Source organism: Micromonospora sp. NBC_01638 (assembly GCF_045209745.1).
Taxonomy (GTDB): Bacteria; Actinomycetota; Actinomycetes; order Mycobacteriales; family Micromonosporaceae; genus Micromonospora.
The window spans coordinates 2,658,823-2,675,432 of record NZ_CP109273.1 but is presented as its reverse complement, the minus strand read 5'-3'; the positions used below and the strand labels follow the sequence as shown (position 1 = coordinate 2,675,432).

Sequence of the window (16,610 nt, the reverse complement as noted above, 5' to 3'; positions counted from 1 at the left end):
GGTCAGACCCGCTGCTCCCGCAGGTCGGTGACCTCGGCGGCCGGTGCCCAACCCTGGTAGACGCCGAAGTCGAAGACCTCCAGCCGCATCGCCTCAGCCACCGGCCAACGGCCACCGGTGTATTCCACCCGCAGCCAGGCGTCGTGCTCGCCGAGCACGATGAACGGCTGTCCCTGCCAGGTGCAGGTGGTCCGCACGTACGCCAGGTCCTCGATGTCGCTGGCCGGCAGCACCCGGACGTACCGGCCCGCGCGGACCTGCTCGAAGCCCTCGCCCGGCTCGGGCTGGTAGAGGCGGATGTCATTGCCGTCCGGACTGGCCTGGTATTCCCGGCCCTGCCAACGGGCCACGTATCCGTCGCGCATCACGCCTCACCGACCCGTCGCCAGACAACCGCGTCGGTGTCGAGCTCCGCGACCACCCGCTCGGTGCCGTCCGCGCCGATCCGCCACAGCTGTGTGCCGTGCGGGAGGCGCGCGCTGTCCACCTTGAACTCCGCCACCACGTCGCTGCTCTCGCCCGGGGCGAACCCGTTGCCCCGGAACGGCGGACGCTCGATGACCCAGCCCTCCATGGCCCGCATCGCCGGCTCGTTCTGACCGCCGTACGGGATCCGGTAGAGGCTCGGCCGGTGCGCCGGCCAGCGCAGCACGTAGATCTCCTCGGCATCCCGGGTGAACGGCGACCCGGGGTAGCTGAGGCCGAGCGCGTCGTGCACCTGAGCCGGCGTGGTCAGGTGGGCCAGCTCACCGGCCCGGTGCACGAAGCCGGAGACCCGGTCGTACCCCCGATCCAGGTAGTACGCGAGCTGACTGGGCGCGATCGCCTTCTGCATGACCGTCGGTCGGGTCGGGTCGACCGCCGCTGGGGCGTACCGGGGGCGGGCGGTGGGCTCCGCCACGGCCGGCGTTTCCTCCGGGTCCACCTCCAGGTCGTCACCGAGCCCCACCTCGGCGGCCCAGTTGGCCAACGCGACGATCTGCTCTCCGGGCAACTTCGCACCGACCGGGGTGCCCGGGTTGACGGCGAACGACCAGTCCTCCTCGGGCCAGCGCCGGATCAGTTGGGCGAACTTCACCCGGACCGTGTCGACGTCACCCTCGGTGTGGTCGGCGAGGCGCTCCGGCGACGTGTAGACCACCACGTACGTCTCGCCGTCGAGCTGCCCGGTACGCCAGACGAAGCCCGGATCCCCGGGGCGGCTTCCCCGCACCGAGTCGGGTGCCGCCGGCAGCAGCACCCGGGCCAGCAGCAGAGTGGACAGGAACGTGTCCGTGCTGCCGGCACCGGCGGCGCTGAGCAGGTCCTCCTCGACCGTGTTGGCCGGCTCGAACTCGACCGGCGCCGGTTCGTCGGCCGGCGGGCGCTGCCCGTCGCCGTCGGTGATCGTGCTCTCGTCGGTGATCGTGCTCTCGTCGGTGATCGTGCTCTCGTCGCTGCCGACCCGATCCGCGCCGGTCACGCCGGCCGACAGACCGCCGGTGTCGGCGCGATCGCCGCTGACCGGGACGCCGGGGCGGTCGTCGGCGCCGCCCACACCAGCGCCGACAAGGTCGGCCTGCGCCGGACCCGTGGGGCGTGGAGCGGACGGGCCTGGACCGGACTGGCTGGGGCTGAACGACGCGGGGCCGGGAGGGCTGGGGCGCAAGGACGACGGACCGAACAGGCCCGGACCGGAGAGCGCCGAGCCGAACGGCGGCGGGGCAGCCTCGGCGGGGCCGGGCCGGCGGGCCGCATCGACCGGGCCGTTGTTGTCGACCGGGTCGGTGAGGTCGCGGGACTCGATGATGGTGCCCTCGATGACGATGGGCGTGAAGCCGCGGCGCGGCGCGGGCGGGCCGGAGACCGGTTCCGCGGCGGACGCCGACAACTCCTCCACCGGCCCGAATCGGCTCGGCCGGTCGCGCGGAATCGCCTGGGTCTCGTCCGCCGGAGGGCTGGGCCACTCCGACGCCCTGGTCAGCGGAGGCTCACCGGGCATCCGGAAGGCGCGGGTGGGCTCCTCTCCCACCGGGTCGGACCAGCGCGGAGGCAGGGGCTGGGTGATCTCCTCGCCGGGTGCCGGTGCGTGTACCCCTCGGGACGCGGTGACGTCGCCCGCCGGCTGCCGCAGCGGCCGGGTGGCGTCCGGATCCGTCCTGGGAAAGGCCCGTGTCACGGTCTCGTCGGCCAGCGCTTCGGGCGGACGGCGGCGTGGGAAGGGCTGGCTGCCTCGGCCGAAGCGGGTCGGTGGGGCCGCGCGGTCACCGGACCGGCCGGCGCTCGGGGTCGGATCGGGCGCCCGATCCCGGGCGGAAGTGGGTTCGAAGAAGGAGCGCCGAGGGGCCTGGGGTCCGCTGTTGCCGTTACCCGCGGCCAGGCCGTCGACGTCGCCCGGCCGATTCGCCGCCGGCCAGCCCACGCCCGGGCCTGGGTGGTCGGTCGGACCGACACCGGGGCGTTCGGGGGGCGTCAACGGTGCGAACCGGGACGGCCGGTCCGTGCGGGGCAGGGCCCCGGTGCCCGACGGACCGGTTCGAGGCGGGCCGGTCGGGTGCCGCTGACCGGCAGCGGGCATGTCCTCCTCGCCGGATCGGCGCGACGGCTCAGCGGGGCCGGGTGTCCGGGGCGCCGGACCCGGCACCGACGGGGCGCCCACCCGGGGCACCGTGCCCCGCACTGGCCTGCGGGGCGGGATCGGGGCAAGCGGGGTCGGGGCGAGCGGGATCGGGTCGGGCCCGGACGACGCCGCACCCATCGCGGGAGGCGATCCAGCGGCTGGCGTGCCGTCCCGGCCGGGCACGCCGGTCCGGGTGCGGGCCAGGGTCTCCGCCCGTTCCAGCCGAGCGCGGGCGCCCATGGCGCGACCGGGCAGGCGCACGTCGCCCCGGGAGAGTTGAGACACGAACCAGGCCGGCAGGTAGCCCTCGACCGGCAGACCCGGGTTGACGGCGAGCCACCACTCCTGGTTGGGCCAGCTGACCGCGAGGTCGGCGAAGGGGATGCGCCGGTTGCTGCCGGAGTGCTCGCCGAGGCAGGTCCGCAGTGCGGCGGCGGAGGTGAAGGCCAGCACATGGGTCCGGCCGCCGGTGGTCCAGGTGCCCCAGCCAGAGGGTGCCTGGCCGGGCTGCGTTGGCGCGGAGACCGGCAACAACAGATCGGTGCGGGACAGGAGCCGGAAGTAGAGCTCCTGATCGTTGGCGCGCAGCGCGTCGCGCATCGCCACCTCGGCCTCCGTGGCCGGCTCCCATTCGGTCACGGCCACCTCTCCTTCCGAGAACAGGCCACCGGTGTCGCGTACAACCTACAAGGTGGCATCAAGATCACAATGGCTGGCCGTCGGCGGTCTGCCAGGGCGCGGACAAGGCGATAGCATCCCGTCCCGGAGCCGACACGATACGGAGGCTGTCGATGTCCCGATCGATCACGCGCCCGGTCCTCGCAGGTCTGGCCGCCAGCCTGCTGACCGTACCGGCCCTCCCGATCGTCGCCGCCACCGCCAGCCACCGGGCGGCACCGGCCTGCGCGACCCCACTCGCCCCCAGCCGGCCGGTCACGGCCGCACCCTGGCCACAGCAACGGTACGACCCCGCCCGGCTCGCGCCGCTGGCCACCGGCGCCGGGGTGACCGTCGCGGTGGTCGACTCCGGCGTGGACCGGGTGCACCCTCAACTGGCCGGACGGGTGCTGGCCGGCACCGACCTGCTCGACCCCGGCGGCGACGGCAGTCGGGACTGCGCCGGGCACGGCACCGGCGTGGCGAGCATCATCGCGGCGGCACCCCGCGACGGAGTCGCCTTCCGCGGCCTGGCGCCGGGTGCCCGGATCCTGCCGGTACGGGTGAGTGAGCAGCAGGTGGTGCAGGGGCGGGAGTCGGGGCGTACGGTCAGCGCCGACGAGTTCGCCCAGGCCATCCGCTGGGCCGTCGACCACGACGCCGACGTGGTGAACCTGTCCGTGGTGCTGTACACGGACGACCCGGAAGTCCGCTCGGCCGTGCGGTACGCGGTCGACCGGGACGTGGTGCTGGTGGCCGCCGCCGGCAACCTGCACGACGGCGGGGACCCCCGGCCGTTCCCCGCCGGTTACGACGGGGTGCTCGGGGTGGGTGCGATCGGCGCGGACGGTGGGCGGGCGACCTTCTCCCAGACCGGTTCGTACGTCGACCTGGTCGCACCGGGCAGTGCGGTGCTGACCGCCGCACCCGGCGCGGGCCACCATCGGGTCGAGGGCACCAGCTATGCGGCGCCCTTCGTGGCCGCCACCGCTGCGTTGCTGCGTGAATACCGGCCGGATCTGACCGCCGCCCAGGTCACGGAGCGGATCGTCGCCACCGCTGATCCCGCTCCTGGCACGGGCCACGGCGGCGGGTACGGCGCCGGCGTGCTGAACCCGTACCGTGCGGTCACCGAGACCAGCGGCGGCCGTGCGGCCGACCCTCGGCCGGTGGCCGTGCTCGCCGACGACCGGGCCGACCCGGCGCTGCTCGCCCGCCAGGTCCGCCGGGCGACCGCCCGGGATCGGGCCCTGCTGGTCGGCGCGGTGGTCGGCACGACGGCGGCCACCGTGGCGCTGCTCGCCCTGGTGTTGCCCCGTGGCGCCCGCCGACGCTGGCGCCCGGCCGGCCAGGCCTGACCCCGCCAGCTCACCGCACTGACCGCCGACGCGCAGGGGCCGGGGCGCCGACCCGGACACGGTCAGCGCTCCCGGCCCACCGCGGTCACTGGAACAGCCCGGCGTTCTTCTTTTCGGTGTCCAGATAGTCGGTGGCGGAGTCGTCCACCGCGAACTTGATGTCACGCAGCATCGCCTGGAGGTCCTGCGAGGCGGACCGCCACCGCGCCTGCCGCTGCTCGTAGGCCTGTCGGGCCTCGCCCGTCCAGCTCGACACCAGCGGGGCGGCATCCCGTTCGAGTTGGCCGAGCTGCGAGTCGAGGGTGTTCAACGCCTTCTGGATGTCCGCGCCGGCCTGCTGAAGCGCGGCGAAGTTGACGACCAGCACACCATGGTCCATCGGATTTCCCTCCCGAGCGGGATCAGAGCGGCAGCTGGATGCCGCCGCGGTTGGTGCCGGCCACCCGGCTGGCGACGTCGTCGTCGGAGGCGTCGTAGTGCCGGCCGGCGGTGCGGATCGCCCCGGCGGTCTCCCGCAGGACCCGGTGCAGCGCCGCCTGGTCCTGTGACCACTGACGCTTGACCTGCTCGAACGACCGGCCACCGGCGCCACGCCAGGCCTGCTGCAACACCTCCAGCTCGGCCAGCAGACCGGTCAGCATGGACTGCAACGACTGGTCGACCTGCTCGAACTTCGCGGCGGTCTGCTGCATCACCGCGGCTTCTGCCTGGGTCTGGGACACCCCGACGTCACCTCGCCTCTCTGATCGCACCTGGCCGTCAACGCGCCCGCTCTGGGGACGCGTCGTTCGCTTGGCCCGGCCGTCGAGCACTGAGACACGGGTCAGCGATGAGCTTCGTGGCTGACGGTAGCGGCCTCGTAGCGGTTCTGCTACCCCGCGCACCTCCCCTGTGGACAACCACGTCGGCCATCGTTCGCTTACGATGTGCCGGAGCCACGTCGCGGCGCGTGACGGGCCGTCGAAGGACGGCCGGCCGCCTGACATGGTCCGCACTGGTCGAGGAGGCACGGTGCCGGCGATCACCACCGGAGGACCGCACCCGGCGCCCCCGGTCGGGCCCGGGCCGAGCGTCGTCCCGCAGGCAGTCGGGCCGGGCGCGCCCGCCGATCGCAGCCTTGACTCAGTCGATCAGCGCACACCTCGTCGTCGGTCGCCCGTCGACCGCTGGGCCGCAGTGGCTCGACGCACGGGCGCCGGAGTGCGCGCCGGCCAACTTGTCACCGCACAGGTCGCGGCGGCGCTCGTCCTCACCGCCCTCGGCCGGGGCGCACCGGTCACCACGGCGGCCGTACTGGTGGCGGTGCTGCTGGTGGGGGCCGCCTGGGTCCGGGTCCGGGGCCGGTGGCTCTTCGAGTGGTTGGGCACCGCCGTCGGGCACCTGACCCGTCGTCGGGCCTTGACCGGGGCGGCCGGAGCGGCCGAACTGCTCGATCTGGTCGCTCCCGGCACCGTCGTCCGGTCGACGGAGCTGACCGGCGGGCCGGCGGCGGTGCTGGAGGACCCCGCCGGCCTGGTGGCGCTACTGGAGCTCGGCGACCCCGGCGACCTGCTCGGCGACGTGTCCCGGGCGATCCCCGCGCCGTCCGCGTTGCTGCCCCCGGCCGGGTCGGACGTGCCCCCACTGCGGATCCAACTGCTGCTCGCCGGGGCACCGGCACCGGTGCCCGCCGCGGGTGGCACGGTCGGCACGTCGTACCGGCAGCTCACCGACGGGCGGCTCGCCGGGCGGGAGCGGGCCGTGGTGGCGGTCCGGGTGCTGCGGGTGGACGGCTGGTCTGAGGAAGACCTGCGCCGCGTACTCGCCGGCACGGTACGCCGGATCGTCCGCCGGCTCGGGCCGCTGACCGCGCGACCGCTCGGCGTACCGGCCGCGCTGCGCGTCCTGGGCGAGCTGGCCCACCACGACGGCCAGGCGGTGCGGGAGTCCTGGCCGTCGCTCCGGTCCGGCAACCTGGTCCAGGCCACCTTCCGGCTGGTCCAGTGGCCGGACGCGGGCAGCCCGGGTGGGCGGCGGCTGGTGCCCCGGCTGCTCGCGCTGCCGGCGACCGCGACGACGGTGTCGATCTCCGCGGCTCCGTCGCCGAGCACTGGCGCCGTCGGCGTGCCAACCGGGCTGACCGTACGCCTGGCCGCCGGAACGGCGACCGAGCTGGCCACGGCCAGCGAGGCGCTGAACCGTCTGGTGACCGACCTGGGCGGGGAGTTGCGACGGCTCGACGGCGCGCACCTGAGCGGGCTGGCCGCCACGCTGCCGTTGGCGCTGACCGCACCCGGGGCGCAGCCCCAGCCTGCGATGGACGACTGGGAGCTGACCCTGGGCGACGCGGGGATGATGGTCGGCACGAACCGGCACGGCGGAGCTGTCACCGTGCGGCTGTTCCGGCCGGAGAGCACCCGGGTGCTGCTGGTCGGCGGGGTGCGCGCCGCCCAGTTGGTGGCCCTGCGCGCCTTGGCGCTCGGTGCCCTGGTGGTGGTGCAGACCGCACGGCCGCGCGCCTGGGAGCCGTTCGTCCGCGGGGTGGGCGCGCCGGGCGGCACGATCCCGTTGATCCCACCCGGTCGGCCGGTCGCCGACGGGGTGGGCACGGCGCTGCAACCGTTGCTGCTGGTCGTCGACGCCGGGCCGGTGGCAGCAGAGGCCGAACCGGGCCCGCCGTGGCGGGCCACCCTGGTCGTACGGGACGAACTGACTCCAGCGGACGTGGACGCGTTGAGCCGGGCCGACCTGGCGTTGTTACAGCCGCTGAACGCCGCCGAGGCCGCGCTGGCCGGCGTCGCGTTGGGGCTGGGCGGCTCGGCCGAGTGGCTGACCCGGATCCGGGACGACATGGTGGCGGTGGTCAACCGCCGGGCGCTGCGCTGGGCACTGCTCTCCCCCACTCCGATCGAGTCGCAACTGATCGGGCGGCCGGCGCGCGGCTGATCCACCCGGGTGGTCAACTGCCGGGTTACGCCGGTGCGCGGTCCGTGGCACGATCCCCGCCATGGGTTTTCTGAAAGGTCTGCTTATTCGGCTGGCCAGCACAGCGCTGGCTTTCTGGCTGGCCACACTCCTCATTCCGGGCATCTCTCTGGAGTCGAACTCCGCCGTCGAGACGGTGACCACGCTGCTCCTGGTGGCGGTGATCTTCGGTGTGGTCAACGCGGTTCTCCAGCCGATCATCAAGACCGTCGGCTGTGGCTTCTACCTGCTGACCCTGGGTCTCATCGCGCTGGTGGTGAACGGGCTGCTGTTCCTGCTCACCAGCTGGATCGCCGACCAGGTCGACCTGCCGTTCTTCGTGGACGGTTTCTGGCCGGCCGCCGTGCTCGGTGCTCTCTTCGTGAGCATCGTGACCTGGATCCTCGGCGCCGTCCTCGACCGCGACTGACCGGTCACCGGCCAGCACCGACCCGGTCCGCCCGGGGCTCCGACCACGGTCGGGGTCCGGGCGGGCCACTGACCAGAGTTCGGGAATTGGCCGGCGTGGGTGCCCGCCCCGGCAGTTAGCGTCGCAGCGTGTTCTCGCTGACCCGCACCGACGGCCACCTGCTCAGCACCGACCCCGCCCGGCTCGATCTGGACCTGGTGCACCACTGGTTGTCCACCGACGCGTACTGGGCGCTCGGACGGGACCGGGAGACCACCGCCCGCGCGTTCGCCGGCTCACTGCCGTTCGGCGTCTACCGGCCCGAGGACGGCAGCCAGGTGGCGGTGGCACGGGCGGTCACCGACGGCGCCACGTTCGCCTGGCTGTGCGACGTGTACGTCGACCGCTCCGCCCGGGGCCGCGGGTTGGGCGGGTGGCTGGCCGGCGCGGTCCGCGACCACCTGGCCGAGCTCGGCGTACGCCGGATCCTGCTGGCCACGAACGACGCACACCAGGTGTACGCGGGTGTGGGCTTCACGCCGCTGGAGGTGCCGCAGCGGTGGATGCAGCTCGACCAGCGTCCGCCGGTGAGCCGGGTCACCGGAAAGGAACAAAGCGGCGGTACGCCCCTTACGGTGGAGACGTGACGTCACTCCGCCAGGGATACCTCTACGGCCTCGGCGCGTACCTGCTCTGGGGTTTCTTTCCTATCTATCTCAAGCTGTTGCGACCGGCTGGCCCGCTGGAGATCCTGGCCCACCGGATCGTCTGGTCGGTGGTCTTCGTGGCCCTGCTGTTGGCCGCGCTGCGCAACGTCGGCTTCCTGCGGGCGCTGCTGCGCCGCCCCTGGGCGGTGGCCGGGATCATCGCCGCCGCCGCGCTGATCGCGGTCAACTGGGGCACCTACATCTACGGGGTCAACTCCGACCGGGTGGTGGAGACCGCGCTCGGCTACTTCATCAACCCGCTGGTCGTGGTGCTGCTCGGGGTGACGGTGCTGCGGGAGCGGCTACGTCCGGCGCAGTGGGTGGCGCTGGGGATCGGCGCGTCGGCGGTCGCGGTGCTCACCGTGGACTACGGCCGGCTGCCCTGGCTGGCGTTGACCCTGGCGTTCAGCTTCGCCGGCTACGGCCTGGTCAAGAAGCGGCTGGGGCTGCCGCCGGCGGAGGGGCTCTTCGTCGAGTCGGCGGTGCTGGCGCTGCCGGCGCTGGGTTATCTCGCCTGGCTGATGAGGAGCGCCGACTCGACCTTCGGGCACGTCTCGGCCGGGCACACCGCGCTGCTGGTGCTGGCCGGTGCGGCCACGGCGATCCCGCTGCTCCTGTTCGCCGGGGCGGCCAACCGGCTGCCGCTGAGCAGCCTCGGCATGGTCCAGTATCTGGCGCCGATCATCCAGCTCGGCTGCGGTGTGCTGATCTTCCACGAGCCGATGCCTCCGGCCCGCCTCGCCGGCTTCGCGCTGGTCTGGCTCGCCCTCGTCGTCTTCACCGCCGACGCCGTCCGCACCTCCCGCCAGGCCCGCCGAACCCGCACCCCCACCCGCACCCCCACCCGAACCCCCGAGCCCGTCCCCACCCCCTGACCCACCCCCGAACCCACCCCCGAACCCGCCGCGATCTTGCAGTTTCGGTCGCCATTATGGGCGCTATACCCCTTATGGCAGGACAGAAAGTGCAAGATCGCGAGGAGCAGGGTGGGGCGGTCAGGGGACCGCGTAGGTGAGGATGGGCGTGCCGTCGGCTCGTTGGAGCTCGACGCTTATCAGCTCGGCGTCGGTGAACCTCGTGGCACCGGTGAACTGGAGAGCGTCACCGGGCGCGGCGAGCCAGGAGCCGATCTGCTCGCTCGCGCCGTTCGGGCCGTGCGCCACCAGCCGGAACGGGTACGCCTTGCCATAGCTCGCCCGCGCGTCGTACCCGCAGCGCATGGTCACCTCGGTGCCCCACTTGGTGCCGGTCAGCCCGAGGTCGGCGTGCACCGGCCCGGCGGCAGCCACCGGCCGCATGGCGACCATCGACAGCTGCGGGGCAGGCGTGGTGCCCTGCGCCCCGGGAGGGCCGGGCGGGCCGGCGGGCCGAGGCAGCACCACGGCTGTGCCCACGCCGACCATCAGGGCCAGCCCGGCGGCGGCCAGCGTGGTCAGCGCGTACCGTCGCCGGCCCGCGGAGCGTTCCCGACGCCGACGGCGCCGGGCCTCCTCCAGGAGCGCGGGCACCCGGGGTGGGGCCGGCGGCGGCAGGATCTGCTCCAACCCCGTCGGGTCGAGACGCCCGAGCAACCCGGGCAGAACGGCGATCTCAGCGACCGCCTCCCGGCAGGAGGCGCAGCCGGCGAGGTGCCGCTCGTAGGCCGCCCGCTCGGCGGGGGCCAGGGCACCCAGCACGTACGCGCCGTCGTCGTACGCGAACTCGCACCGGGTCATCCCGTCACCCCCATCTCAGCCAGGACCAACCGTAGAGACCGCAGCGCGTAGTGGGTGCGGGACTTCACGGTCCCCGGCGGTACGCCCAGGCGGGATGCCGCCTCGGCCACCGACCGCCCCTGGTAGAAGCACTCGACCAGCACTTCCCGATGGGTCGGGCTGAGCCGGTTCAGTGCCTCGGCGACAGTCCACGCCTCCACCGCCCGCTCGGCCTCGTCGATAGCCTCGGGCGGCTCGGGCAGGTCGTCGGTGAACACCTCGCCGACCCGGGTGGACCGCCGCCGCCACGCGTCGATGGCCAGGTTGCGGGCGGTGGTGAACAGCCAGGACCGCACCGACCCGCGCCGCGGGTCGAGTGACTCCGGATGTCGCCAGGCCCGCAGCAGCGTCTCCTGCACCAGGTCCTCGGCCCGCTGCCGGTCCCCGTTGACCAGCCGCAGGGCATGGGCGTACAGCGCGTCCGCGTGCTCGTCGTGCAGCGCGCGCAGCAGTTGGGCGTCATGGTCGCTGATGGCGGTCTCCTCGCTTCCGGCGCGCGTCCGGCGGTGCGTCCGCTCGTGAATACGTGCGGTCACGCCGATCGGTTCAGCCCGAGGTCAGACCGGCTGCGTGCCGGTGGCCGCCCACAAGGGTGTTCATGCCCGGTTCACATCGTGGCCGGCGTGCGCTCACCACGTCCTCCTAGCGTCCGGCTGGTACGTCGCCTGTCGTGCCACCGACTCCCTGGAGGCTTCTCCCATGAGCGACCGTCCCCGGCTGCTCCCCCTGTTGAACGGCAACCGCCATGGCACCCGAGACGCCATGACCTGCCTGTACCGCTGCGGAAACGCCTGTGACCACCCGGTACCGAACACCTCCGACAACGCGTACTTTTCAGACGTGGTGAACGCGGAGGTCTCGCGGCGTGGCGTGGTCCGGGCCGGCGCGGTCGGCGCGCTGGTCCTCGGCTTCGGCGGCGCGGCAGCCGGTGCGCTCGCCGGTGCGGCCCCCGCCATGGCGGCCCCCACGACCCCGGACGTCCCGGAGGCCTTCGGTTTCGGCCGTCCCAGCACCGGCGTCGGCAACGGCGCGCTGACCTTCAAGCCGATCCCACCGAACAAGCTGGACACCCTGGTCGTCCCGAATGGCTACGACCACGCTGTGGTGATCAAGTGGGGTGACCCGGTCCTGCCGGGCGCACCGGAGTTCAACCTGCATCACCAGACCGCCGCCGCGCAGTCCAAGCAGTTCGGTTACAACAACGACTTCGTGGGCGTGCTGCCGCTGGACAAGCAGGGCAAGCGGGCGCTGCTTGTGGTCAACCACGAGTACACCAACGAGGACCTCATGTTCCCGGGCTTCCCCGGCCTGGACGGGCTCTCCGTGGAGCAGCTGCGCACCGCCATGGCCGCGCACGGCATGTCCGTGGTGGAGTTGGAGCGGGTCGCCGGCACCGGGCAGTGGAAGCCGGTCGACAAGGGCCCCCGGGCGTACAACCGGCGGGTCACGGCGCTCAGCACCAAGTTCGACCTGACCGGCCCGGCCGCCGGCTCGGCCTGGCTGAAGACCGCCGCAGACCCCAGGGGCCGTACGGTCGTCGGCACGCTGAACAACTGCGCCGGTGGCGTGACCCCGTGGGGCACGGTGCTCTCCGGCGAGGAGAACTTCAACCAGTACTTCGTGGGCGCCGACGCCGCTCCGGCCGACCTGAAGCCGAAGCTGGACCGCTACGGCATCAGCACCGCCAGCCGCTACCCCAGCGGCAGCCGCAAGTGGGAGCGCGCCGACGAGCGCTTCGACCTGGCCAAGCACCCCAACGAGGCGCACCGGTTCGGTTGGGTCGTCGAGATCGACCCGTTCGACCCGGAGAGCCGCCCGCGCAAGCACACCGCGATGGGCCGGTTCAAGCACGAGGGCGCAAACGTGATCGTGGCCAAGGACGGCCACGTGGTCGCGTACATGGGCGACGACGAGCGGTTCGACTACCTCTACAAGTTCGTCTCGGACAAGAAGTTCCTGAAGGGCAACTCCTGGGCTGCCCGCAAGCACAACCTGACCCTGCTGGAGTCCGGCACGCTCTACGTGGCGAAGCTCGACCAGACCAGCGCCGCCGAGATCGACGGGTCGGGCAAGCTCCCCACCGACGGCGCGTTCAACGGCCGGGGTCGCTGGATCAAGCTGGTCAGCGGCAACCGCTCGTTCGTCGACGGGATGACCGCCGCGGACGTGCTCACCTTCACCCGACTCGCCGGTGACAAGGTCGGCGCGACCAAGATGGACCGCCCGGAGGACGTCGAGCCGAGCCTGCTCACCGGCAAGGTGTACGTGGCGCTGACCAACAACACCAACCGAGGCGTCGGCAGCAACCCGAAGCCGGACGAGGCCAACCCGCGCAACGCCAACAAGCACGGGCAGATCCTGGAGCTGGTCGAGGACCGCAACGACAACGCCGCAGAGACCTTCGCCTGGTCGCTGCCGATCGTCTGCGGCGACCCGACCGACGCGTCGACCTTCTTCGCCGGGTACGACAAGACCAAGGTCTCCCCGATCTCCTGCCCGGACAACGTCGCCTTCGACGCCACCGGCAACCTGTGGATCTCCACCGACGGCAACGCGCTGGGCAGCAACGATGGCCTGTTCGCCACCGCCGTGGAGGGCCCGGAGCGGGGTCACCTCAAGCAGTTCCTGACCGTGCCGCTCGGCGCGGAGACCTGCGGCCCGTTCATCACCGGCGACAACCGCTCGGTCTTCGTGGCGGTGCAGCACCCGGGTGAGATCACCGGCGCCTCGGTGGAGAACCCGGCCTCGAACTGGCCCGACGGTGACTACGCCAAGCCGGGCGTGGTGGTCACCTGGCGCCTCGATGGCGGCCCGGTGGGCAGCTGACGTCGCCCCTGCAACCGGTGGGCCGCTGACTCTGCTCGGGCGGTCCGGCGCTGGACCGCCACGTGAGGCCCTCTCCCAGCCCGGGAGAGGGCCGCACGGCGTCGGTGCGGTCAGGTGTCGGAGGCGATGCCGTCGGCGATGCTGCGGGCCACGGTGAGCAGCTTGGCTCGTACCACCCGGGCGGAGGTCATCATCTCGCTGGCCGGCAACGCGCAGGCCAGCACGACGCGGCGTTCCATGTCCTTGTCCGGCGCGACGAGCACCGCCGCGCAGGCCACCCCCTGGCGGAACTGCCCCAGCTCCAACTGCATGCCGCGCCGGTCGCCGGCGGCCAGGTCGGCCTCGAACGCCTCGGTGGTGGTCAGCGTGGCGGTGGTGAACGGGCGCATGCCGTACTCCCGCAGATAGCGGTGGCGCTGGTCGGCGGTGAGGGTGGCGAGCAGCGACTTGCCGAGGGCCGTCGCGTGCGCCCCCTCGTCGAAGCCGGGGACCAGGTCTTCCAGGTAGGGCGAGCGGTGCCCCTCGGCGACCGCCGTGAGGGCCACCTGACCGCCGACGAAGCGACCCAGGTAGTGGCTGTAGCCGGTGTCCAGAGCGGCCCGCCGCAGCGTCTCACCGACCGCTGGCGGCCCGCGGAACGCGGTCACCAACTCCCGGTACCGGTCGGCCACCTCCAACCCCACGATGTACGTGCCGTCCTCGCGACGGATCACGTAGCCCTCGTAGGCGAGCGTGCGGACCAGGTGGTAGGTGGTGGCCACGGTCAGCTCGCACCGCCGGGCTATCTGCTTGACAGTCAGGCCTTTCGGGGCGCGACCGACCGACTCCAGCACCCGCAGCGCTCGGGACACGCTGCGGATCAGGTCCGAAGGTTCTGCCAAGGGGTCGCGCACAACCACCTCCGCCGCCGGGGACTTACACCATATGAAAAACAGGCCCGGTGCGAAATGCCTGTTCGGGTCGAGGATGCCAGATCACCATCCACAGCTTGTGCCCCGGCGGTCACCAGGAGTGGTCTGAGGGAGTCTCGCGTAGGTTTGCCGCACGATGACCAACACCTCCACCCCCGACCCGAGGATCGCCCGACCCCAGCCGGTCAGGGCGAGTGCCGGCGCAGTCGTCACCACCGTGGCCTGCGTACTCCCCGTCTTCCTGCTCGGTGGTCTTGCCGTGCAGATGGGCAGGGACCTCGGCTTCTCCCCGGCCGGCCTGGGCCTGGCCGTGGCCGTCTACTTCGGGGTCAGCGCGCTGGCCTCGGTGCCCTCCGGCCGCCTGGTCGAGCGGTACGGACCGGCCCTGGTGGCCCGCTGCGGCATCGTGCTGGCCGCCGGGTCGATGCTGGCCGTGGCCGCGCTCGCCCGGTCGTACCCGGTGCTGGTCGGGTTGCTGGCGCTCAGCGCCGCAGCGAACGCGCTCGGCCAGTTGGCCAGCAACGCCGTGCTGGCCCAGCACGTGCCGGCCCGACGGCAGGGGCTGTCGTTCGGCGTCAAGCAGGCTGCCATCCCGGTCTCCACCCTGCTGGCCGGGGCTGCGGTGCCCACCATCGCGCTCACCGTCGGCTGGCGCTGGGCGTTCGTGGCCGCCGCCGTGGCCGCGTTGACCACCCTGCCCGCCGTACCCCGGCCGTTGCCCGGCCCGGCGGGGCGGGCCGGCGCCACGCGCGCTGGCCGGGCGACGGCGGCGCTGGTCGTGATCGGCGCGGCGGCGACGTTGGCCGCAGCCGCAGCCAACGCGCTGGGCACCTTCCTGGTGGACTCGGCCGCAGCCCGGGGCCTGTCGCCGGGCCTCGCCGGCCTCACCCTGACCCTGGGCAGCGCGGTGTGCGTGACGGCCCGCGTGGGCGCCGGCTGGCTGGCCGATCGTCGCGACACCGGTCACGTCGCCCTCATCGCCGCGATGCTTGTCGTCGGCGCGGCCGGGCTGGGGATGCTCGCGTTGACCAGCCCGGTGCCGCTGGTGGCCGGCGTGGTGCTCGGCTTCGGCCTGGGTTGGGCCTGGCCCGGCCTGATGAACTTCGCGGTGGTCCGGCTCCACCCACAGTCACCAGCCGCCGCCACCTCGATCACCCAGACCGGGGTGTACGCGGGCGGCTGTCTCGGCCCGTTGAGCCTCGGCCCGCTCGCCGCCCACCTCGGTTACCCGGCCATGTGGACCACTGCGGCGGTGGCCATGCTGCTCGCCGCCGCTCTCATGCTCGTCGGTAGCCGCCTGTTGACCCGCGCCGCCGCCGGCGCGAGCCGGCACGTGGATCAACTGGTGCGGTCGGCGATGTAGTCGCAGAGCGATTCGAGCGCGTGGCGGGACGGGCCCTGCGGAAGAGGGGCCAACTGCGCGCGGGCGTCCTCGGCGTAGCTGCGGACGGTCTCCCGGGCCCGCTTGAGCGCCGGGCTCTCCCGGAGCAGCCCCAACGCCTCGGCGTGCAGCGCGTCGTCGGTCAGCGGGCCGGTCGCCAGGATCTCCCGCAGACGCACCGAGGACGCATCGGAGTCGTCCGCCGCGCGGGCGTAGAGGACCGGCAGCGTCGGGACGCCCTCGCGCAGGTCCGTGCCGGGGGTCTTGCCCGACTGCACCGACTCGGAGGCGATGTCCAGCAGATCGTCGGAGAGTTGGAACGCGACGCCGATCGTCTCGCCGTACCCGGCGAGGGCGTCGACGTGCTCTGCGGAGGCACCACCGAACAGGCCGCCGAACAGGGCCGACGTGGCGATCAGCGAGCCGGTCTTCTCGGCGATCACGTTCAGGTAGTGGGCCACCGGGTCGTCGCCGGCGCGCGGCCCCACGGTCTCCGCGATCTGGCCGTGCACCAGCCGGGCGAAGGTACGCGCCTGCAACCGGACCGCCACGGGGCCCAGGTCGGCGGCGATGTCCGCCGCGCGGGCGAAGAGGTAGTCGCCGACCAGGATCGCGACCGAGTTGGTCCAGCGGGAGTTCGCGCTCGGCGCGCCCCGGCGGACGGCGGCCTCGTCCATCACGTCATCGTGGTAAAGGGTGGCGAGGTGAGTGAGCTCCATCACCACGGCGGCCGGGACCACCTGCGCGTTGGTGGGGTCACCGAACTGGGCGCCGAGCGCCACCAGCAGCGGCCGGAAACGCTTCCCCCCGGCCTCGACGAGGTGCCGGGCAGCCTCGGTGACGAACGGGTCGGCGCTGGACACACTGGCCCGCAACGAGACCTCGACCGTGTCCAGCAGACCCAGCACGGACGCCTCGACGCGGGGATCGGCGAGGTTGAGGCCGAGCGCGCCGAACTGACTCGTGCTCGCCCGACCCCGCCGACCGCCGGAGCCGGAGGAACCTGAACGCTCGCCCGCCGGAATCACCACGCCATCAACCATGCCACACCCGTTCGACCTGCTC

The 16,610-nt window shown here is 73.1% G+C and carries 15 protein-coding genes; 7 read left to right on the top strand and 8 right to left on the bottom strand.

The genetic code is table 11. The annotated features are described in order from the left end of the window. Nucleotides 1-2: 2 nt before the first annotated feature. Both OG811_RS12670 and OG811_RS12665 read right to left on the bottom strand, forming a co-directional pair. Nucleotides 3-368 carry a hypothetical protein gene (locus tag OG811_RS12670; RefSeq protein WP_406074365.1) on the bottom strand — a complete coding sequence of 122 codons (366 nt, stop codon included), beginning with the start codon at nt 366-368 and terminating at the stop codon, nt 3-5. Beyond that, complete coding sequence (locus OG811_RS12665; protein ID WP_406074363.1) at nt 365-3,238, bottom strand: SseB family protein; 2,874 nt, start codon at nt 3,236-3,238, stop codon at nt 365-367. Before OG811_RS12665 ends, OG811_RS12670 begins: the two co-directional genes overlap by 4 nt. 152 nt (nt 3,239-3,390) lie before the next feature. Here OG811_RS12665 and mycP point away from each other — a divergent pair, with 152 nt between their 5' ends. Next, nucleotides 3,391-4,614 carry a type VII secretion-associated serine protease mycosin gene (gene mycP / locus OG811_RS12660; RefSeq protein WP_406074361.1) on the top strand — a complete coding sequence of 408 codons (1,224 nt, stop codon included), beginning with the start codon at nt 3,391-3,393 and terminating at the stop codon, nt 4,612-4,614. Nucleotides 4,615-4,699: 85 nt separating this feature from the next. Here the strand turns inward: mycP and OG811_RS12655 are convergent, their stop codons facing one another. Then, complete coding sequence (locus OG811_RS12655; protein WP_406074360.1) at nt 4,700-4,993, bottom strand: WXG100 family type VII secretion target; 294 nt, start codon at nt 4,991-4,993, stop codon at nt 4,700-4,702. Between the two features lie 22 nt (nt 4,994-5,015). Continuing rightward, on the bottom strand, nt 5,016-5,336 hold the full coding sequence (locus OG811_RS12650; protein WP_272614898.1) for a WXG100 family type VII secretion target: 321 nt from the start codon (nt 5,334-5,336) through the stop codon (nt 5,016-5,018). Nucleotides 5,337-5,598: 262 nt separating this feature from the next. Here OG811_RS12650 and eccE point away from each other — a divergent pair, with 262 nt between their 5' ends. From eccE to rarD, 4 genes are all read left to right on the top strand, one after another. Beyond that, nucleotides 5,599-7,539 carry a type VII secretion protein EccE gene (gene eccE / locus OG811_RS12645; protein WP_406075689.1) on the top strand — a complete coding sequence of 647 codons (1,941 nt, stop codon included), beginning with the start codon at nt 5,599-5,601 and terminating at the stop codon, nt 7,537-7,539. A 61-nt stretch (nt 7,540-7,600) separates the two neighbouring features. Continuing rightward, nucleotides 7,601-7,987 (top strand): phage holin family protein, encoded by a 387-nt coding sequence (locus OG811_RS12640; RefSeq protein WP_406074357.1) that lies wholly within the window; start codon nt 7,601-7,603, stop codon nt 7,985-7,987. 128 nt (nt 7,988-8,115) lie between these two features. Continuing rightward, entirely contained in the window at nt 8,116-8,613 is a 498-nt protein-coding gene (locus OG811_RS12635; RefSeq protein WP_406074355.1) for a GNAT family N-acetyltransferase, read from the top strand. Further along, complete coding sequence (rarD, locus tag OG811_RS12630) at nt 8,610-9,548, top strand: EamA family transporter RarD (protein ID WP_406074353.1); 939 nt, start codon at nt 8,610-8,612, stop codon at nt 9,546-9,548. The genes OG811_RS12635 and rarD overlap by 4 nt, the downstream gene beginning before the upstream one ends. A 120-nt stretch (nt 9,549-9,668) precedes the next feature. Here rarD and OG811_RS12625 read toward each other — a convergent pair whose 3' ends face one another. Both OG811_RS12625 and OG811_RS12620 read right to left on the bottom strand, forming a co-directional pair. Beyond that, a complete protein-coding gene (locus tag OG811_RS12625) occupies nt 9,669-10,388 on the bottom strand; it encodes an anti-sigma factor family protein (protein WP_406074351.1) in 720 nt (239 codons plus the stop codon). Further along, nucleotides 10,385-10,900, bottom strand: a complete 516-nt coding sequence (locus OG811_RS12620; protein ID WP_406075688.1) for a sigma-70 family RNA polymerase sigma factor — start codon at nt 10,898-10,900, stop codon at nt 10,385-10,387. Before OG811_RS12620 ends, OG811_RS12625 begins: the two co-directional genes overlap by 4 nt. Nucleotides 10,901-11,126: 226 nt before the next feature. Here OG811_RS12620 and OG811_RS12615 point away from each other — a divergent pair, with 226 nt between their 5' ends. Further along, a complete protein-coding gene (locus tag OG811_RS12615; RefSeq protein WP_406074350.1) occupies nt 11,127-13,253 on the top strand; it encodes a PhoX family protein in 2,127 nt (708 codons plus the stop codon). 110 nt (nt 13,254-13,363) lie between these two features. Here the strand turns inward: OG811_RS12615 and OG811_RS12610 are convergent, their stop codons facing one another. Continuing rightward, nucleotides 13,364-14,146, bottom strand: coding sequence for an IclR family transcriptional regulator (locus tag OG811_RS12610; protein WP_406074348.1), 783 nt, complete (start codon nt 14,144-14,146; stop codon nt 13,364-13,366). Nucleotides 14,147-14,300: 154 nt separating this feature from the next. Here OG811_RS12610 and OG811_RS12605 point away from each other — a divergent pair, with 154 nt between their 5' ends. Then, nucleotides 14,301-15,527, top strand: coding sequence for an MFS transporter (locus OG811_RS12605; protein ID WP_406074347.1), 1,227 nt, complete (start codon nt 14,301-14,303; stop codon nt 15,525-15,527). Here OG811_RS12605 and OG811_RS12600 read toward each other — a convergent pair. Beyond that, the gene (locus tag OG811_RS12600; protein ID WP_406074346.1) at nt 15,503-16,588 is read right to left on the bottom strand and encodes a polyprenyl synthetase family protein; all 1,086 of its coding nucleotides are present in this window, start codon (nt 16,586-16,588) and stop codon (nt 15,503-15,505) included. The genes OG811_RS12605 and OG811_RS12600 overlap by 25 nt on opposite strands. Nucleotides 16,589-16,610 lie beyond the last annotated feature (22 nt).